The organism is Kineothrix alysoides (genome assembly GCF_000732725.1).
Taxonomy (GTDB): Bacteria; Bacillota; Clostridia; order Lachnospirales; family Lachnospiraceae; genus Kineothrix; species Kineothrix alysoides.
Genome location: NZ_JPNB01000001.1, coordinates 1801380 through 1816949 on the forward strand (window position 1 = coordinate 1801380; position 15570 = coordinate 1816949).

The 15570-nt window shown below is 36.9% G+C and carries 16 protein-coding genes and 1 pseudogene; 4 read left to right on the top strand and 13 right to left on the bottom strand.

Features of this window, described 5'->3' with window-relative positions; translation table 11 throughout:
* Positions 1–506: 506 nt before the first annotated feature.
* The 11 genes from CC90_RS0108525 to CC90_RS0108580 form a co-directional block, all read right to left on the bottom strand.
* A complete protein-coding gene (locus CC90_RS0108525; protein WP_035315268.1) occupies positions 507–2060 on the bottom strand; it encodes an HD domain-containing phosphohydrolase in 1554 nt (517 codons plus the stop codon).
* Positions 2035–4530: an ATP-binding protein gene (locus CC90_RS23020; RefSeq protein ID WP_051869339.1), complete on the bottom strand. Its 2496-nt coding sequence runs from the start codon at positions 4528–4530 to the stop codon at positions 2035–2037. The genes CC90_RS0108525 and CC90_RS23020 overlap by 26 nt, the downstream gene beginning before the upstream one ends.
* A gap of 417 nt (positions 4531–4947) precedes the next feature.
* A complete protein-coding gene (locus CC90_RS0108535) occupies positions 4948–5655 on the bottom strand; it encodes a nitroreductase family protein (RefSeq protein ID WP_031390373.1) in 708 nt (235 codons plus the stop codon).
* A gap of 186 nt (positions 5656–5841) precedes the next feature.
* The gene (locus tag CC90_RS0108540; RefSeq protein WP_031390374.1) at positions 5842–6180 is read right to left on the bottom strand and encodes an ArsR/SmtB family transcription factor; all 339 of its coding nucleotides are present in this window, start codon (positions 6178–6180) and stop codon (positions 5842–5844) included.
* Between the two features lie 499 nt (positions 6181–6679).
* Positions 6680–6901: a hypothetical protein gene (locus CC90_RS0108550; RefSeq protein ID WP_031390375.1), complete on the bottom strand. Its 222-nt coding sequence runs from the start codon at positions 6899–6901 to the stop codon at positions 6680–6682.
* Positions 6902–7069: 168 nt separating this feature from the next.
* The gene (locus CC90_RS0108555; protein WP_031390376.1) at positions 7070–7357 is read right to left on the bottom strand and encodes a hypothetical protein; all 288 of its coding nucleotides are present in this window, start codon (positions 7355–7357) and stop codon (positions 7070–7072) included.
* Positions 7358–7791: 434 nt separating this feature from the next.
* Entirely contained in the window at positions 7792–8379 is a 588-nt protein-coding gene (locus CC90_RS0108560; protein WP_031390377.1) for a flavodoxin family protein, read from the bottom strand.
* Between the two features lie 141 nt (positions 8380–8520).
* Positions 8521–8910, bottom strand: coding sequence for a Fic family protein (locus CC90_RS0108565; protein WP_051869340.1), 390 nt, complete (start codon positions 8908–8910; stop codon positions 8521–8523).
* 203 nt (positions 8911–9113) lie between these two features.
* Positions 9114–9575, bottom strand: coding sequence for a helix-turn-helix transcriptional regulator (locus CC90_RS0108570; RefSeq protein ID WP_031390379.1), 462 nt, complete (start codon positions 9573–9575; stop codon positions 9114–9116).
* Between the two features lie 116 nt (positions 9576–9691).
* Complete coding sequence (locus CC90_RS25285) at positions 9692–10021, bottom strand: arginase family protein (RefSeq protein ID WP_108702618.1); 330 nt, start codon at positions 10019–10021, stop codon at positions 9692–9694.
* Positions 10022–10113: 92 nt separating this feature from the next.
* Positions 10114–10566 carry a hypothetical protein gene (locus tag CC90_RS0108580; protein WP_031390381.1) on the bottom strand — a complete coding sequence of 151 codons (453 nt, stop codon included), beginning with the start codon at positions 10564–10566 and terminating at the stop codon, positions 10114–10116.
* A gap of 567 nt (positions 10567–11133) precedes the next feature.
* Between CC90_RS0108580 and CC90_RS0108585 the strand changes: the two genes are divergently transcribed.
* Positions 11134–12429: an IS30 family transposase gene (locus tag CC90_RS0108585; protein WP_031389499.1), complete on the top strand. Its 1296-nt coding sequence runs from the start codon at positions 11134–11136 to the stop codon at positions 12427–12429.
* 364 nt (positions 12430–12793) lie between these two features.
* Here the strand turns inward: CC90_RS0108585 and CC90_RS25140 are convergent, their stop codons facing one another.
* A complete protein-coding gene (locus CC90_RS25140; protein ID WP_242843258.1) occupies positions 12794–13075 on the bottom strand; it encodes a transposase in 282 nt (93 codons plus the stop codon).
* Between the two features lie 348 nt (positions 13076–13423).
* Here CC90_RS25140 and CC90_RS0108595 point away from each other — a divergent pair, with 348 nt between their 5' ends.
* From CC90_RS0108595 to CC90_RS0108605, 3 genes and pseudogenes are all read left to right on the top strand, one after another.
* Positions 13424–13960 carry a hypothetical protein gene (locus tag CC90_RS0108595; RefSeq protein ID WP_031390383.1) on the top strand — a complete coding sequence of 179 codons (537 nt, stop codon included), beginning with the start codon at positions 13424–13426 and terminating at the stop codon, positions 13958–13960.
* An 11-nt stretch (positions 13961–13971) separates the two neighbouring features.
* A pseudogene (locus tag CC90_RS0108600) lies at positions 13972–14171 on the top strand (helix-turn-helix domain-containing protein).
* Between the two features lie 27 nt (positions 14172–14198).
* Positions 14199–15071: a CPBP family intramembrane glutamic endopeptidase gene (locus tag CC90_RS0108605; protein ID WP_051869342.1), complete on the top strand. Its 873-nt coding sequence runs from the start codon at positions 14199–14201 to the stop codon at positions 15069–15071.
* Positions 15072–15390: 319 nt separating this feature from the next.
* On the opposite strand, the gene CC90_RS22250 is transcribed toward CC90_RS0108605, so the two are convergent.
* Complete coding sequence (locus CC90_RS22250; protein WP_035315270.1) at positions 15391–15570, bottom strand: hypothetical protein; 180 nt, start codon at positions 15568–15570, stop codon at positions 15391–15393.

Sequence of the window (15570 nt, forward strand, 5' to 3'; positions counted from 1 at the left end):
TTGAATTATAGATTCATGGAATGATTTTTCATATTTTATGCAAGCTGATACAGGATAATATTGATTTTAAATTTTTCAAGACACTATTTGATCCGATGCGCATGGAGCCTTTAGTTTATCTTGTCTCTAATGGGACTAAGAACATAAAAGAGATAGCAGAAAACGGCAATCCATCCCGCTATTTCGTGGAAAGAACCTGCAGAACTAAACAAAAAGGATAAATCTTTACCTCTTACTCTTTGTAAGGGTAGAATAACGAGTGGCATGCTTTGCAAACCACTCTTATGTTTAAAACAAAGACTCCGTCTTGAACAGCGGAGTCTATTCTCAGAACAGAAAAATGCATATATGCACATGTATTAAGTAAAATTATTATTTAGGAATTATTTTTGATGAACGATATACAAATTAAACCGATACATAGCTAGAAAATCCCCAGGGTTTTACTAAAATTGGGCATATCCGTCTCAACAAGCTGCTAACAGCCGGTCTGTTTTGCATCGTTCTTAAACGGTAATATCCTCATAATTATTAAAGAAGATATCCGCGAGCCTTCTGTCAAAATGCTGATCCTTATGCGATTCTATATATTCCAGAGCTTCTTTATGAGATGACGCTTCCTTATAAACTCTCTTATGGCACATAGCGTCATATACGTCGATAATCGCCAGCATTCTGCTTATTTCAGGTATCTCCTCTCCCTTAAGCCCTCTCGGATATCCCGTACCATCATATTTTTCATGGTGGCACAACGCTATTTCCGATGCCATATGCAGAATTTCCAGATTGGACTTCGATAACATTTCATATCCCATCTTTGTATGTTCCTTAATAATATTGAATTCTTCCTCCGTAAGTTTGCCGGGCTTTTTTAAAATGGAATCCGGCAGCCCTATCTTTCCTATATCATGAAGGATACTGGCCAGCTTGACCTTTTCACATTCTGCGGACGGATAATCCAGAATTCTCGCGAAATTATACATCATTTCGGATACCCGGTCCACGTGCTCTCCGGTTTCATCGAAATGCTTTTCGGCTATCCCTCCCAAAGTAACTATGATTTCCTTCTGTGCATTAAATATCATATTGTTCAGAAGGTAGTTATCCAGCGCCACAGAATAGTTAGAAAGAAAAAGCTTGATCAAATCAAAATTATAAAGTTCCTTGTCACCTTCAATAAAGATATAGTTGTTCGGTGCCTCATTTGAGTTATTCCTAATGATAAACCCTTTTCCTACAAAAGTAATCTGAGAATTCTCATCTTCGGCCGTCAGCATCCACTGGTATATGGAAGAAAGCTCATCAATTTCCTTGATATTCCTGCCGATGTATCGAACATAGTTACCCGTAGCCGCCACAACGATGGGCGCATTGCTTTGCTCCATAGTCACAAATCCATTATGATTATATTCCTCGGTCTCCTCCCTGATATACATGATTCCTTCCGTCTCATAGTAAAACCCGGATAAATGGTTCAAAATACTGGTCAGAAAGTCTGAAAGCGTATTATGGGTAAAAAGGTTGGCACTTGTTTCAATAATCTTTTCCAGCCCTCTGCGGTATCTGTCCAGCCGGATAATATCGCGATAACCGCGCAGTGCCGTAAGCATGATCGTTTTAAGTCTGGCAACCGTAAGATCCGTCTTCAGACAATAATCGTTGATATCATAGTCCTTGATGACCGTTTCCTCCGGCGCTTCTCCCGGCTGCCCCGTGCGCAGGATAATACGTGTCATCTGGTTTCTCATTTCGTGTCTCAAATAGTTTATAATATGCAGTCCGGTACTATTCTTCTCCATGACCACATCCTGAAATAATACAGCAATATCCTTGTGCTGTTCGAAGGCTTTTATAGTCTCCGCCTCGCTGTATGCATCCAGGAATTCCAAAGTATGATTCTCGAACACAAAGTCTTTTAAGATCATTTTGGTTACATTATGTACCTCCGGCTCATCGTCCGATATCAAAACCTTATAGCTGCCGTAAGTTTTTACATAATTTTCTTCCTTCTCATTCAAGAAATCATAATCCAGCTCAATATTGTCCCATTCCTTTATCATATGTCTTTTCCTCCAAAACGACCGGCACTTTTATACAGAACAAAGTCCCCTTATTCAGCATGCTTTCACACGTAATCTTTCCTCCTAATTGTGCGGTTACAATATTGTATACAATACTCAGGCCAAGTCCGCTGCCCCCTCCGCTCCTGTTTGTAGTAAAAAAGGGATTAAAAATCTTATCCAAATTTTCCTTTTTGATTCCTTTCCCGTTATCCGAATACTGCATCGTAATATCATGTTCATCAGCCCAAACGGCAATTTTAATTATGCCCTCCTTATCAGAAAATGCATGAATAATGGAATTCATAATCAGATTTGTAAATATTTGGGAATATGCACCGGGGTAACTATTTACCCAAAGTGCTTCATCGCATTCAATATCAATCTGTATTCCGGTATTTTTATACTCATGCTTGAGGTTGATTAAAAGGTTGTTCAAAAATTCGTTAAAATTAAAGTTTACCTTTTGCTCGTTGCTTTGATTTACCGCCATCTGTTTAAAGCTTTTCACTAATTCGGCGGCTCTTTTCAAATTATTATTCAGTATGAACGAGGTCTCGCTCATACTGTCAATATATTTAATAAACTCACCTTTTGTCATTTGCCCTTCCAGAAGCAGCTTCTGTCCGTGCTTATTCGTCTCTTCCATATAGGAGGCTGCGGATACCGCCACTCCGAGAGGCGTATTTATTTCATGGGCTACACCCGAAACAAGGCTTCCGAGAGAGGCAAACTTCTCCATCTCAATGATTTCCTTCATTGCTCTGTTTAACTCTGATGTTTTTTCCTCTACAAGCTCCTGCAGCCTTTCCGTTTCTTTTTCATGAAGATATTTGATTTCCTTTTGTGCCTTGTCCAGCTCAGTTATGTCCGTTGTACTGCCCAGAATTCTAAGTAAGTCGCCGTCTTCACTCAATAACGGAATGAAATCTATGATGTAAACCCTCTGGTTTCTGTCTTTATCGAAAAAACGATGTCGGAAGGAAACATGCTCCTTACTTTCTTTTATCTGTTCAAATATTTTTTCAAAATAATCTATCTCTTGCTGTTCTCTAAACAATGCTCTAAAATGCTTGCCTATAATGTTCTCTCTATCCAATCCCAGTACCGATTCAAAAACATTATTTACCGACAATATACTTCCGTCGGACGCTATACTGAAAATAGCGTTGCCTACATTTTCAATCAGCGTCCTGTATTCTTCTTCATTTCGTTTTATTTTATCAATATATTCCCTCAGCTTGTCCGACATCTTGTTAAATGCCGCCAGCAATTCGGAGCTTTCCTTTATCACTGTTCTTTTGTTTTGGATATATATTCCGTATTTGCCCTCCGCTATTTCGGAAGCCCCCTTAATACTTTTGGTAATAGGGACGATGACCGAATTGATAAGCAGAATCCCTGCAATACTTCCTATGATGGTTATTAACAATCCGAGTATGACAAGAGAAGTCTGGTTTGACTTCATGTTTCCCATCAGTTCCGTTTCCGGAAGGAGTATTACAACTTTCCAATCGAGGCTTCCCAACTCCTTTACTTGGGATACATGCATAAAGTTAACCTCGCCGTTTATTTCTTTCCGGACAACTTCATCCGGCAATGTATGAAGTGCTCCAAAATATTCAGCACTTTCTCTGATAGCCGCCAGATTGCTCTCCGTCGCATTTATGAGGTCCACAGATTCAGCACCCGCCTCAGTCTCGCGGATATCTTCCACCGACTGCGCGATAAGCTTCCAATCCTTGTCGACAATATAAACAATGCCTTCACTATCGGAAAATTGGCTTTCCAAATAATCATTCAAACTATCTAAGGAGACATCGTAGCACATAGCCCCGGTAAAATCTCCGGCTTCGTCATAAACACGAACCAGTGCAGAAATGGTTGCCCTTTTTTTCTCATCGTAGTTCGTATAAACATCGGACCATTTCTCTTGTGTTGAGGCCTTGGTTTGCGTATACCAAGGGCGTTGCTTGAGGTCATATTCGTCAAATATGGAAATCTCATCGGAATATGTATCCGTTCCCTCATATATGACAAGCCTATCATCTGTACGCTTATCCTTCAGCATAAGATTATAGCTTTGGTCGCTGTTTAACCTGATACCCACATAATTTCCGTTCTCATCCCCATAAGATATTGCCGATATCTGAGGCAAGGAAAAATCCAGAGTATTGTAAATGCCCATTTCGTACTCTTGAATTTCTTCTAAATCCTCCTGCCCGAAAAGCTTTTCCCGGGATATATATGAGGCTGATAATTCCGCCAGCATATAGGGGTTCTGGAGCAAGGTCTTTATCTTATTTTCTATCATCATACTCATGATCTGGGTAAAACTCTCCCCTTGCTTTTCCGCTAACCTATCATAATCGTAATTCCAAAGAATTGCGAAAGTGCACACTACAACCAGTACTATTACAGTGAAAGGAACTAATATTGCCTGTCGTAAGCTGAGCTTCTTTTTTCCCATATATCCTCCTGACACGCGTAAAAGTGCAAATAGAGAGGTTTCTCTGACGGTAGTTGCCATAATTTATATCATTATACCAGAAATAATACACTTTTCACAAGAAGTTGTTCAATAATTCTTGCTATTATGGCAAATAAGATAGAAAAAAGATACACAAAAACAAAAGTGTGTGCCAAAAAGAACAAATGAATCACCAATGGTCTGCAGAACACGATATTGACCCGGAACTTTTTATAACCAGGCCGCTACACTGAGAAAAAACGCCTGCTGTGAAATTTCGTTTTCTATCGGAAAGCATAAATTCTCGCTGGCTCCCGTATATGAACAACAAAACCCCCAGCGTACTGAGGGTTTTAGTCAAGTTTTGTATCTGAATATCAAAATCTCAGAGAACATCCTTCTCCTATCTGTTATTATTTATTCTAAATGAAAGATACCTCCATTTCCAAATTCAAACTTCCCTTTTGCTTCTATCTCGAAATGTTTCTTTGCGATTCCTAAATCAACCATATCCATTGAATAGTCATCCGCAATTTGAGCGCATAAAACATTGTTCTCATACTCAAACATTACTTTTTGTGTGTTTTTAGCACTTGGAGCAAATAGCACAGCTTTCATTCCGTTTTGTACCCATTGAGGCAAAGGTTGATCGCTTATGATTCGTTCTTCCATCCTCTTTACTTTTCTATGTGTGGCTGACCGCACTATTTTTTCTTTTTGTGAAGGGGCTTCCACTTTACCTACTACTATAACACAAACCAATTCTTCCCCATTATCAACAGGTAATTCATCCTTATCAAAGGAGCCTCCGACCCAGCATGTTCCTAGACCTAAATCAGTTATAGCAAGAACTAAATCTTCTCCATAATATCCAATCTTTTCCTTCAAGTCTTTGTCGCCTTTCTTGCCTTTCATCAATATAAGGGAACGTACATTGGTAAATAGCCCATAGCTTTTTCTTAGCTTCTCAAAAGCACCGCTTCCATCCTCCATGAATGCCATTGTTAAACCGGATGCTTCATTTAACTGATGAACAAAACAAATAATATTTTCTTTTTCCTGGCTTGTAATCGGCTCCTTTTCAAACTTTCTCCGTGAAACTCTGTTTTCTATTGAACTGCGCATGAAATTACCTCCCGTTATTCCTATATATTTTTCTTAATATTGGCCTTTATCTCCATTCAATCTCAGCTTTTTCCGTGGACCGTCCGCATATATTTATCATCACTATGTGAATTTTTTCTTTCTCTATCTATAGACGGACATAGTAAATTGCAATTAATACTGTCTGTTAATAAATATGTTTTAATTTTACTGGCAAAACTCTTTCAACAAATTTTCAATATCAATAACTAATTTTTTCAGTATATTTAATTTTGCAGAAACATTGATATGATAAAAGTTTTTAGTCCCCTCCTCTCTCATTTTTACAATTCCTATATCCTTCAATATTTTCAATTGATGTGATACGGCAGGGCGGGAGAGATGTGTTTTTGCCGTGATTTCACCAACACGCATTCCGCTCTCGCAATCGGATTCCATTAAAACCAAAAGTATTATCTGACGTGTTTCATCACCAATCGCTGTTAAAATTGATTGTGCATTTTTAAAATCTTCTTGTATCGTTTCTATTTGTTCTCTTTTATTCATAATTAATACCTTGCCCTTCGTTCCTCGTCACATTAGTTCGTTAGTTCGCACCAATAAACAACTGAATTTATAATACCCTTGCAAAAGAAAAAACACAACATTGAGAAAGCAAAACGAGACGAACTATTTTTCTTCTGCTCAAATATAGAAAAGCAACTCACGAATCCTGATACTTTATCAGGCTCTATCTACTTTTCTATTATGATTTATTTCTTGATGTTTTTACTGAAAAATAATTTTAGCAACATTTTGAGGCTTTATCTAAAGAACAGCTTCCGCATCATTACTTTTCACAAAAAAAGGCTGAAATCGTGGATTTTTCATCCCGCTTTCAGCTTTTTCACTCTCAAACCACAATATCTTACAATCAAATATACTTTTGTTTTTCGAACCACAACGCTGCATCTGAATCACTCATTCAACGTATCTTAAATAATCAATAAAGATACCATTAAAGTCTAGTTTACTTGAAAAAACTTTCCATAATTTGAATAATTATTTATTCTATGAATTTTTTATAGAAGCCTTCTTCGACGTATGTTTCAGCAAAGCTTTGCATAACCTTGTTAGAATAATCTCCACCTTTTGAATAAGAAATGTTCATAACATCTAAAGTAATCTTATTAAGAATATCATTACCGACATTAACATTATTCTTCAATAATTCTTTTTTAACTATTTCCGTGCAATTTCTAATATCCTTAGCGTCCATAAAGACCATAAATTCACTCCTTTATTTTAACAGATTGCTAAACTGTAACTGCATTTGATGCTTCGCATGATTTATATAATTGTCTCCGCACACCTTGAGGAGATAAAAACGATACCTTGAGAATATGGTTATTCCTTGATGGTATAAAATATTTCCGAAACATAAGCCTTCATCCTACTAAAATCCTTTAATTAATAAATTCATAACTATCACTGTATGCTCTTTATTGCCATAAATACCTTTCACTCTATCCACTTCAGCATATCCCATTTCGCACCAAAACTTATAACCGCTATGATTCCCTTCTACTCTGTTCCCTGCATATTTTTTAGGCAGTCTACCCTCAGTCAACTCAAAAAAGTCCGAACATCTTTCACAGAGGGTTTGAACATCAGTATCATCGTCGCCTGACAATCGCCTGATATTGTACTTATATTGCCCTATTATCTTACTTCCTGTCAACATTAATCCCCCACTTATTTTCTAATAAACAACACGTCCCTACGTGCCTTGCATGTCCTACTTAGATGCACGCTTCCGACTATACGTCATAAATCGGAAATAAAAAAAGATGCAAACTGCCCCAAAGTACAGCCTGTATATGGCTATATTACTGCCATAGAAAAAAGATTTGCTTGAAAGACGGAACTTTGGCTGTTCCTACAGATTTGCTCTCTGCTCATTTCTCTATGGTAGAAACTTATCTTGAGTATTTTACCATAGACCTATAAATTATGATATAAATTTCCTGTAAAAATAGGCAGAATAATACCCCCAATCTTTTGACTTGGAGGTGTTATTTTACTCACTTAATTTCTTTCGGTTTTTACTCTACTGAAGCCATATTGTACTTTTACTTTTCCACTACAAATTGGAATTTGTTGAACTCCGTATTATGCTTATTTTGTGCAACAACTGATTACCTTTTCAGCAAATCCAGCAGCTATTTTCTTTGAATCTTCCGTTTCAAATTTATCTACATCATCTCCTTCCTTTTTCTGTACAGCAGCCTTCCCAATATACTTAATTTTAAAGTGCTCGCAAAATCGTTTAATTCCATCTTCAAAAGGACTTATACCATATTCGAGGTCATAACCACATGTAGCAATTATTCCGCACATTTTTCCTTCCAGCAAACTCGGCCCACGTTGTTTTCCATAATATTTGTGAAGTCCATAAAAACGGTCAAGCATTGCCTTCATTGGAGCAGTACAATACCAGATAAATATCGGACTAGCTAAAATAAAGCAATCCGCCTTCAAGATTTCGTCTGATATATCGTACATGTCATCTTGTATTGAACAACCATATTCACCTAATTTGTCTTGGCATTGAAAGCATTCTAAACATGGTGCAATCTTTTTATCATAAAGAAAAATTGTCTTAACTTCTGCTCCTTTAATCTCTAATTCAGTTAAAAATGATTTCAGTAGGGTTGCCGTATCACCGTTTTTTCTTGGACTGCCCATAAAAACTAATATTTTCATTGTTTTCCTCCTGTCGATTATATAAATAATCTTCACTTCGCTTTTGTGAAACAATTATGAGCTACACAACTCAATGACAAATTCAAATTTGTCTATCCCCTCCAAGGATTTTTTAAGTCATCATTTGTCCATTTTCCTGCTCTAAAAAAAATATTCTATCATTTTTTTATAAGTATCTTGCGCCGAATGGCAAGTTTCCAGTAAATACCCTTTCTGTGTCTTATATTCCTTCAATCCCCCTGTAATAATACCACATGGTGTAATATTATATTTCAGACATTCTTTAAACATGATGATACGCCCCACACGGCAATCGCCATCCTGAAAGGAATGGATGGGTTCAAATCGCTGGTGAGAGTCTATGATATCCTCAAATCTAATCTCTTGTTTACTTAAATACTCAGAAAGCCCTGTATCACCGCATATAATGAGGCAATCCTCCTTTGTCATCCTACGTTGTTCAGGGAGCCGCTTTGTATTTAACTTTGCCATATCAATCGGGTTGTGTGTATCACCTTCCACATAAATCATCCGGTTCCCTCCTTTTCGTGTGTAGAATATATTTCTGATATCTTCTTAATTATTCTATCATAAATGCATAAATTATGGTATGAATATCCGTTATGAAAGGAACAGAAGAAAGCCCCTAAATCTTATTGGACTTAGAGGCATGATCTTAATATTTATTTTTATAGACTTGTTTACTATAATCAGTAAAATGATAAACTTTTGCTTTATTGCGTCCGAGCACTCTTCTTTTTCCAAATGACAGCTAAAATGTCTTTTAGTACAAGAAAAGAATCAATATCATTATAGTTATATTTCTTCTGTAAATTATCTAACAGCGCGGTTAATCCAACTGTATAAAAATCTATATCCACTTCTTTTTGATATGTTGTAAGAATTGGATACTTCTTTCCCCACATCTTCGTCCAATCCACTTTATTCTGCACTTCTTCACTTGTCTTATCAATTACTTCCTGTATCTCTTGGACATCCAGATCAAAGTCAATCAACTCATCTAAGGATAGATGATACAAAAGAGAAAGTTTCTTGGACTGGCGTATATCGGGGAGAGTTTCATCCAACTCCCATTTTGAGATTGTCTGCCTGCTAACGCCTAATTTTTCTGCCACCTCCTCTTGTGATAATCCGCTTTTCTTTCGGGCATTGAATAAATTATTGCCAAGCTCCATTTCTGAATCCTCCTTTACTTCGATTTATAGAAAAAGTATAGTCTTTTTCCGGCCGAAAGACTACCAATTGAAATTAGCAATCATGCTACTTTTGCAAACATTTTTGAGTATAAAAGCTACTTTCTTCTCCACACCCTCACGAGGCCCGATATAATGGATATAGTTTTCGAACTGAACAGAAGGAGCATCTCGTATATACCGCGAGGAAAAAATAATCTTAGACATGACAGAACTTTACCCATGAGCGAACCAATTACCATAGCATGAGCATTTGGGTATCCGTCCCTCACAGTTGATACATCTGGATGAGCATCAATCCGGATAATGCCAACATTGTCATAGATTCCATGCAAATAATCAAATGGAGCTTGGGAAACGATACAATTACCACCAATTGTGATAATCCTATCAGGTTTGGCAGCTGCAATGAGCTGCAATGACCTCATCCTTGGCAGAAAGCTATGTTTTTTGTGATAGCCGTGAAAAAGGTTTTTGTAGATGCCATAATTATCTTACCAATTAAACGACAAATTGGAATTTATCGCATTATAAAATTGACTATTCCATATATCAAATGACAAACTGTAAAAATTGCTATTGGAACTATTGCTATTACATTCTTCCTATCAATGGAAAAAAACAAAAATGTCAAACATGGTGGAATAGTTAGCCCTAATATGACAAATACATTTACTATTCCACTATAATAAATTACCCAGCTCACAAAATATAGAAAACAGCAAAACAGCACCGCCACAATCATCGGTGTAATACTTATTTTTTTCCGTTCACGATTTATTAAGACACAAAGCACGATAATCATCAGTACTTGACATACAGAAGCAATTGTATCAAGAACTTCCGTAACTGAGGTTACTCTTAATACATCGTTTGGTGCGGGAATAGCAAACCAGATAAAATTAGGTATCATAACGATTAAAAATAACAGCATTCCCCAGACATCAAAACCTAACCTATACTTCTTAAACATTTTAGCACCTCTGCAAATTCTTATTTTTATATTTGCTACTCATTCCGATAAATTATCCATTCACATCCAAATGGTACATCTTTACTCACTATAATCCGCCCCTATATAATTACTCGATAATTTTTTAAATATATATTATTTTATCATATGACACATCGTAATTCCATCAATACAAAATAATTTATTGAAATGAAAAAGCCTCCAAATCTTACTTGACTTGGAGGCTTGAAGCTAACTATTTATCTGCCTAAGGGATAAAGGGGTGGATTCTCCGATTACAAAAGTGGCATTTCGTTTACAAATATTCAGTTGTCGATTACAAACCTTGCATCTCGATTTACAAAGTGGTTTCTCGTGTCACCTTTAGATTATTAAATTTTTTCCTCAATTGTAAATCGAGATGCAACCCATCTCAATTCAACTAAGAATTAATTAAGTAAAATATTATTTATACACCAGGAGGTTGCATCCTGGCTTACAAAAGATTGGCTAATAACCAGTCTTTTTGTTTGCACTTTTATTTTGTTACATATATCCTATGATAGTTGGCGGCAGATTGGAGGATATATGTCTAAATTTTTTACATATGAAGAAAGACTTGATCTGCAAAAGTTTCTAAAGGAAAGTCTTTCATTTAAAGAAATAAGCCGCAGATTGGATAAGAATCCAACAACCATATCACGTGAGGTACGTAAGTATAGTTCTGAAATTGCCACTGGTTATCCCGGCTATCCATTCAACTTGTGTAAAAACAGATTTAACTGTCGTAAGAAAGGCCTGTGTGGTAAGGACTGCACTCGTAAATCCGCACAGTATTGTAAACTATGTCAGTCCTGCAATCCGAATTGTGATGAGTATGTTGAGGAAGTCTGTACTGCCAGATTTAGAGTTCCGTATGTCTGCAATGGTTGTGACACCATAAGAAAATGTACATTGCTAAAAAATATATATGATGCAGAACACGCTCATATTAAATCCCATGAAACGATTACCCAGTCACGAAGCGGGCTATGCGTATCAGAGGAAGAAATCAGCAGGTTGAATAAAATCATCTCACCATTAATTCAGAATGGACAGTCTGTAAATCAGGTTTACATCAATCATGAAGATGAGCTTATGTGTAGTGAAAAAACAATCTATAACTACATTGATGCATGTATGTTTGATGTAAGAAATATTGATCTTCCAAGAAAAGTTAAGTTTCGTGAAAGATATAAAAAGCCTGAGTTCAAAGTTGATAAAGGATGCCGTATTGGTCGTAATTATGAAGCCTTTACTGCGTATATGGAGAAGAATCCAGATACACCTGTTGTACAAATGGATTCTGTTATTGGTAGCAAAGGTGGTAAATGCCTTCTTACGATTCATTTTGTTGAATGTAGTTTAATGCTTGCATTTGTTAGAGATGCTAATACTTCCAAATCTGTAACTGATATTTTTAATGGTTTGGATATACTTTTAGGAAAAGAAGAATTCAGTCAACTTTTTCAAGTAATCCTAACAGACAATGGAAGTGAGTTCTCTAATCCAAAGGCAATTGAGTATCGTGAAACAACACCATTATGGCGAACCAAAGTATATTATTGTGATGCTGGAAGTCCCTATCAAAAAGGTTCCTGCGAAGTAAACCATGAATTAATAAGAAGAGTCCTTTCAAAAGGAACAGGCTTTGATCAGCTTACACAGGAAGAAGTGAATTTAATGATGAATCACATTAATTCTTACAAAAGAAAAAAGCTGAATAATCGTAGCCCATACGAAACATTCAGCTTTTATCATGGAGAAGAGGTTTTGGAAAAACTTGGATGCAAACCGGTAGCAGCCGGAGACATCATGTTAAAACCTGCACTTCTCAAAAAATAATTATTAACGTGCCGCCAACCAATCATCTGACTAAGGAATGAAGGGGTGGATTCTCCGATTACAAAAAAATCGAGAGGGAGTCGACCTCCCTTTGGCATGCCTGTAATTATCATAATACAGCAGAAAAAGCTGAAAATCAAACTGCATTTGGATTACAAATATGGCTTCTCAATTACAAAACTCTATATTTCACTTACAAAAGTGGCTTTTCGTTTACAAAACTTTACTTCTCAAATACAAAAACTGCGTTTTGAATTACAAAGTGGCATCTCGCCTTACAATTCACTTTATTAAATTTTTTATCTAATTATTGCATTAACAATTTAATGTTTATCATTAAAAATCAATTGACATACGTTAAATTTCAGATTATATTATATTTATAATAAGAGGTATTGGCAGCAATGGGAGTAGAATCAAGACCAATGAAGGAAGTATCGATAACCCCTTCAGAGGCGAGCTTTAAAACGAGGGATTGCATGAGTGTGGATAAAGGCCCGTGTTGGAAATTTTTCAAGAAACGGTCGAAGGTCCAGTAAGAGGGCAAAGGGGAAGTGATATCAAAGCCGCAGTAGTGTGCAATGAGAAGGTTGTTGCCCAGATAATCGACCAGATCAGAAAGCATGGAGAAGCCTTCACATTTCATGACAATAAAAGAACAAATGAGTGCATGATTGGAAAAGCCTCTGCGTCCGGTGTCTGGATATTGCGGAACAGAAGAAAGGTCTAAGTTGAGGAAAAGGGAATCATAAAACTTAGCCGCAGGCTGCGAAGTGAAAAGACGGATATCTTTTAAAATTTCTTGACGGTAGATAGCAATCAGCTCCTTTCAGGTGAATTGATTTTGACAACTTAATTATACCATTAGGAGCTGGTTGTTACTATAAATTTAATAGTGATAAAAAGGGTTGTCATACCTTGCAAACCTGCATAAATACTACATGTGCGGAGTTTTGCTCATGGCTATTATAATAAATAAATGGAGGTTATATATATGGATGCTATCCAGAAAAAAATCATAGTTACAAGCAAAGTCGTCGCTGTATTGACCAAAATATTGTATATCACTATGATTATCACGGTATGCTTTGAGGCAGCTGGAATTATATGGCTTATAATATCGCCAGAAGTTAACAGTATTACACTGGGAGGCATAAGAATAATTTGGCCGTTTTCACTGGCGAATGATGTGGGCATCGGTACTGATTTGCTGCCGGGTGTTGCCAGTCAGTGTTTTTTTATTGCCATATTGATTTCGGCAAATCGTATTTTTAGGAATGTAAGCTGCGAGTATTCTCCTTTCACACCCAAAATAGCCAAAGGCATGAAAAGAATCGCACTTCTTCTTTTGATAGACAGCGGCGTGGCTCCGCGAGTTGATTTTGAAATCAAGAAGGCTATCTCGTTGACAACTGATAATTTGTACGATTTTAGCAGCGAATTGATGATATTGGCTATTGTAATATATTGCTTCTCGCTTATCTTCCAGTATGGCATGGAACTTCAGCAACAGTCGGATGAAACTTTATAGGAGGATGGCGAATGACTATAATACTGAGACTTGACCGCATGATGGCGGATCGCAAAATATCACTCAATGAACAGGCCGATGAGGTAGGTATCGCTAATGTAAATCTTTCAAATATAAAAACCGGCAAGGTAAGCGCCATAAGACTTTCGACGCTTGATGCGATTTGTGACGTGCTTGACTGTCAGGCGGAGATATTCTCGAATTTTATTAAAAAAGGTGTGAAAGGATTGTGAATTCTATGAAACTTCAAAACTTTATGCGTCAGCATCCTCTGTTCTCTTTCTTTTTCATGGCATATGCTTTTTCATGGATTATACTTATTCCGTATATCTTATCTCAATGGAATATACTGCCTAATACAAATGTTTTTATGATTTTTTTTGGACTCACTGCATTCGTTGGACCGGCCCTTTCAGCCTATATCATGGGGCGCATAACTGAGGGAAAAGGCGGTTGGCTTAATATGAAAAAACGTTTTCGCAGGTTTAAAGTCGGCTGGATTTGGTACGTCTTCATATTATTTGGAATTCCACTGGTGATGACGCTTGGAATTAGTATTCTTCCCGGGGCCATAGCCAGCTTTCAGGGGGTTCCGTCCGGATTTTATGCTAAATATATCATTTACTTTACAATTATTTTCTTTGGCGGTGGGCCGCTGGGGGAAGAAATTGGCTGGCGCGGTTTCGCACTTCCACGAATGCAAGCTCAATATGGCGCTCTCCGGGCAACTCTTCTGCTTGGGGTTCTGTGGACTTTTTGGCATCTGCCTCATTTTCTTACAACAGCCCAAAGGGGTGGTCCGGATTCCAGCCTGTCTATTCTTTACATTAATTTGCCTATTTTCCTGCTGCTTGTCATGTCCGTCGCTGTTATTATGACATGGGTTTTCAACCATACAAAGGGGAGTCTATTTATTGCTATATTGGTACATACCAGTATAAATACTTTTAGCTTGATTCTGCCACTTTTTTCTGCTCCGATTGTGACAAGCACTGATTTACCGGTAGCGATAGGATTGGGTATTATGGCAATCGTAATTCTCATTTTTACACGAGGAAAACTTGGCTACCAGACGGACAGGAAACAAACTGGCTCAAAGTGCAGCTTGTAGAACGGCATATTACTGCCATACAAAAAATAAGATTTGTTTGAAAGATGTAATCTTGACTGCTCTTATAGATTTGCTTTCTGCGCTCTTTTCTATAGTAGAATCTCATCTTGATTATTCTACCATAAACTTATAAATTATGATATAAGCTTCCTTTATTAAATGGGCAGAATGAAACCTCCAAATCCTTTGACTTGGAGGTTTTTTTACTCACTCTATTTCTTTCAATTTTTACTATTATAAAATTATATTATACATTGATACGTTCACTACAAATTGAATTTATTCAGTTTACTGCATGAATATAAAAACTGATCAATTGCTATATTAACGCTCGATAAGCTACAGCACCGATTGTCGATACAACTCCAATTATAGATACCACGCGGTAAATTTTTACCGATTCCGTGTCGTCCTTTTCCTTTCTCATATAGACAATTCCGGAAACGAGCATTCCAATCCCGACAAACAGAAACAATCCAAACAAAGCCCATTCTTTCAT

Coding starts and splice junctions, on each gene's coding strand:
- CC90_RS0108595 (WP_031390383.1), top strand. CDS start 13,424: ATGGATGCTATCCAGAAAAAAATCATAGTTACAAGCAAAGTCGTCGCT.
- CC90_RS0108550 (WP_031390375.1), bottom strand. CDS start 6,901: ATGGTCTTTATGGACGCTAAGGATATTAGAAATTGCACGGAAATAGTT.
- CC90_RS0108580 (WP_031390381.1), bottom strand. CDS start 10,566: ATGTTTAAGAAGTATAGGTTAGGTTTTGATGTCTGGGGAATGCTGTTA.
- CC90_RS25140 (WP_242843258.1), bottom strand. CDS start 13,075: ATGAAATGTGAAGGCTTCTCCATGCTTTCTGATCTGGTCGATTATCTG.
- CC90_RS0108535 (WP_031390373.1), bottom strand. CDS start 5,655: ATGCGCAGTTCAATAGAAAACAGAGTTTCACGGAGAAAGTTTGAAAAG.
- CC90_RS0108570 (WP_031390379.1), bottom strand. CDS start 9,575: ATGGAGCTTGGCAATAATTTATTCAATGCCCGAAAGAAAAGCGGATTA.
- CC90_RS0108565 (WP_051869340.1), bottom strand. CDS start 8,910: ATGATTTATGTGGAAGGTGATACACACAACCCGATTGATATGGCAAAG.
- CC90_RS0108585 (WP_031389499.1), top strand. CDS start 11,134: ATGTCTAAATTTTTTACATATGAAGAAAGACTTGATCTGCAAAAGTTT.
- CC90_RS0108525 (WP_035315268.1), bottom strand. CDS start 2,060: ATGATAAAGGAATGGGACAATATTGAGCTGGATTATGATTTCTTGAAT.
- CC90_RS25285 (WP_108702618.1), bottom strand. CDS start 10,021: ATGAGGTCATTGCAGCTCATTGCAGCTGCCAAACCTGATAGGATTATC.
- CC90_RS0108555 (WP_031390376.1), bottom strand. CDS start 7,357: ATGTTGACAGGAAGTAAGATAATAGGGCAATATAAGTACAATATCAGG.
- CC90_RS0108605 (WP_051869342.1), top strand. CDS start 14,199: ATGAAACTTCAAAACTTTATGCGTCAGCATCCTCTGTTCTCTTTCTTT.
- CC90_RS0108540 (WP_031390374.1), bottom strand. CDS start 6,180: ATGAATAAAAGAGAACAAATAGAAACGATACAAGAAGATTTTAAAAAT.
- CC90_RS0108560 (WP_031390377.1), bottom strand. CDS start 8,379: ATGAAAATATTAGTTTTTATGGGCAGTCCAAGAAAAAACGGTGATACG.
- CC90_RS22250 (WP_035315270.1), bottom strand. CDS start 15,570: ATGAAAGAATGGGCTTTGTTTGGATTGTTTCTGTTTGTCGGGATTGGA.
- CC90_RS23020 (WP_051869339.1), bottom strand. CDS start 4,530: ATGGGAAAAAAGAAGCTCAGCTTACGACAGGCAATATTAGTTCCTTTC.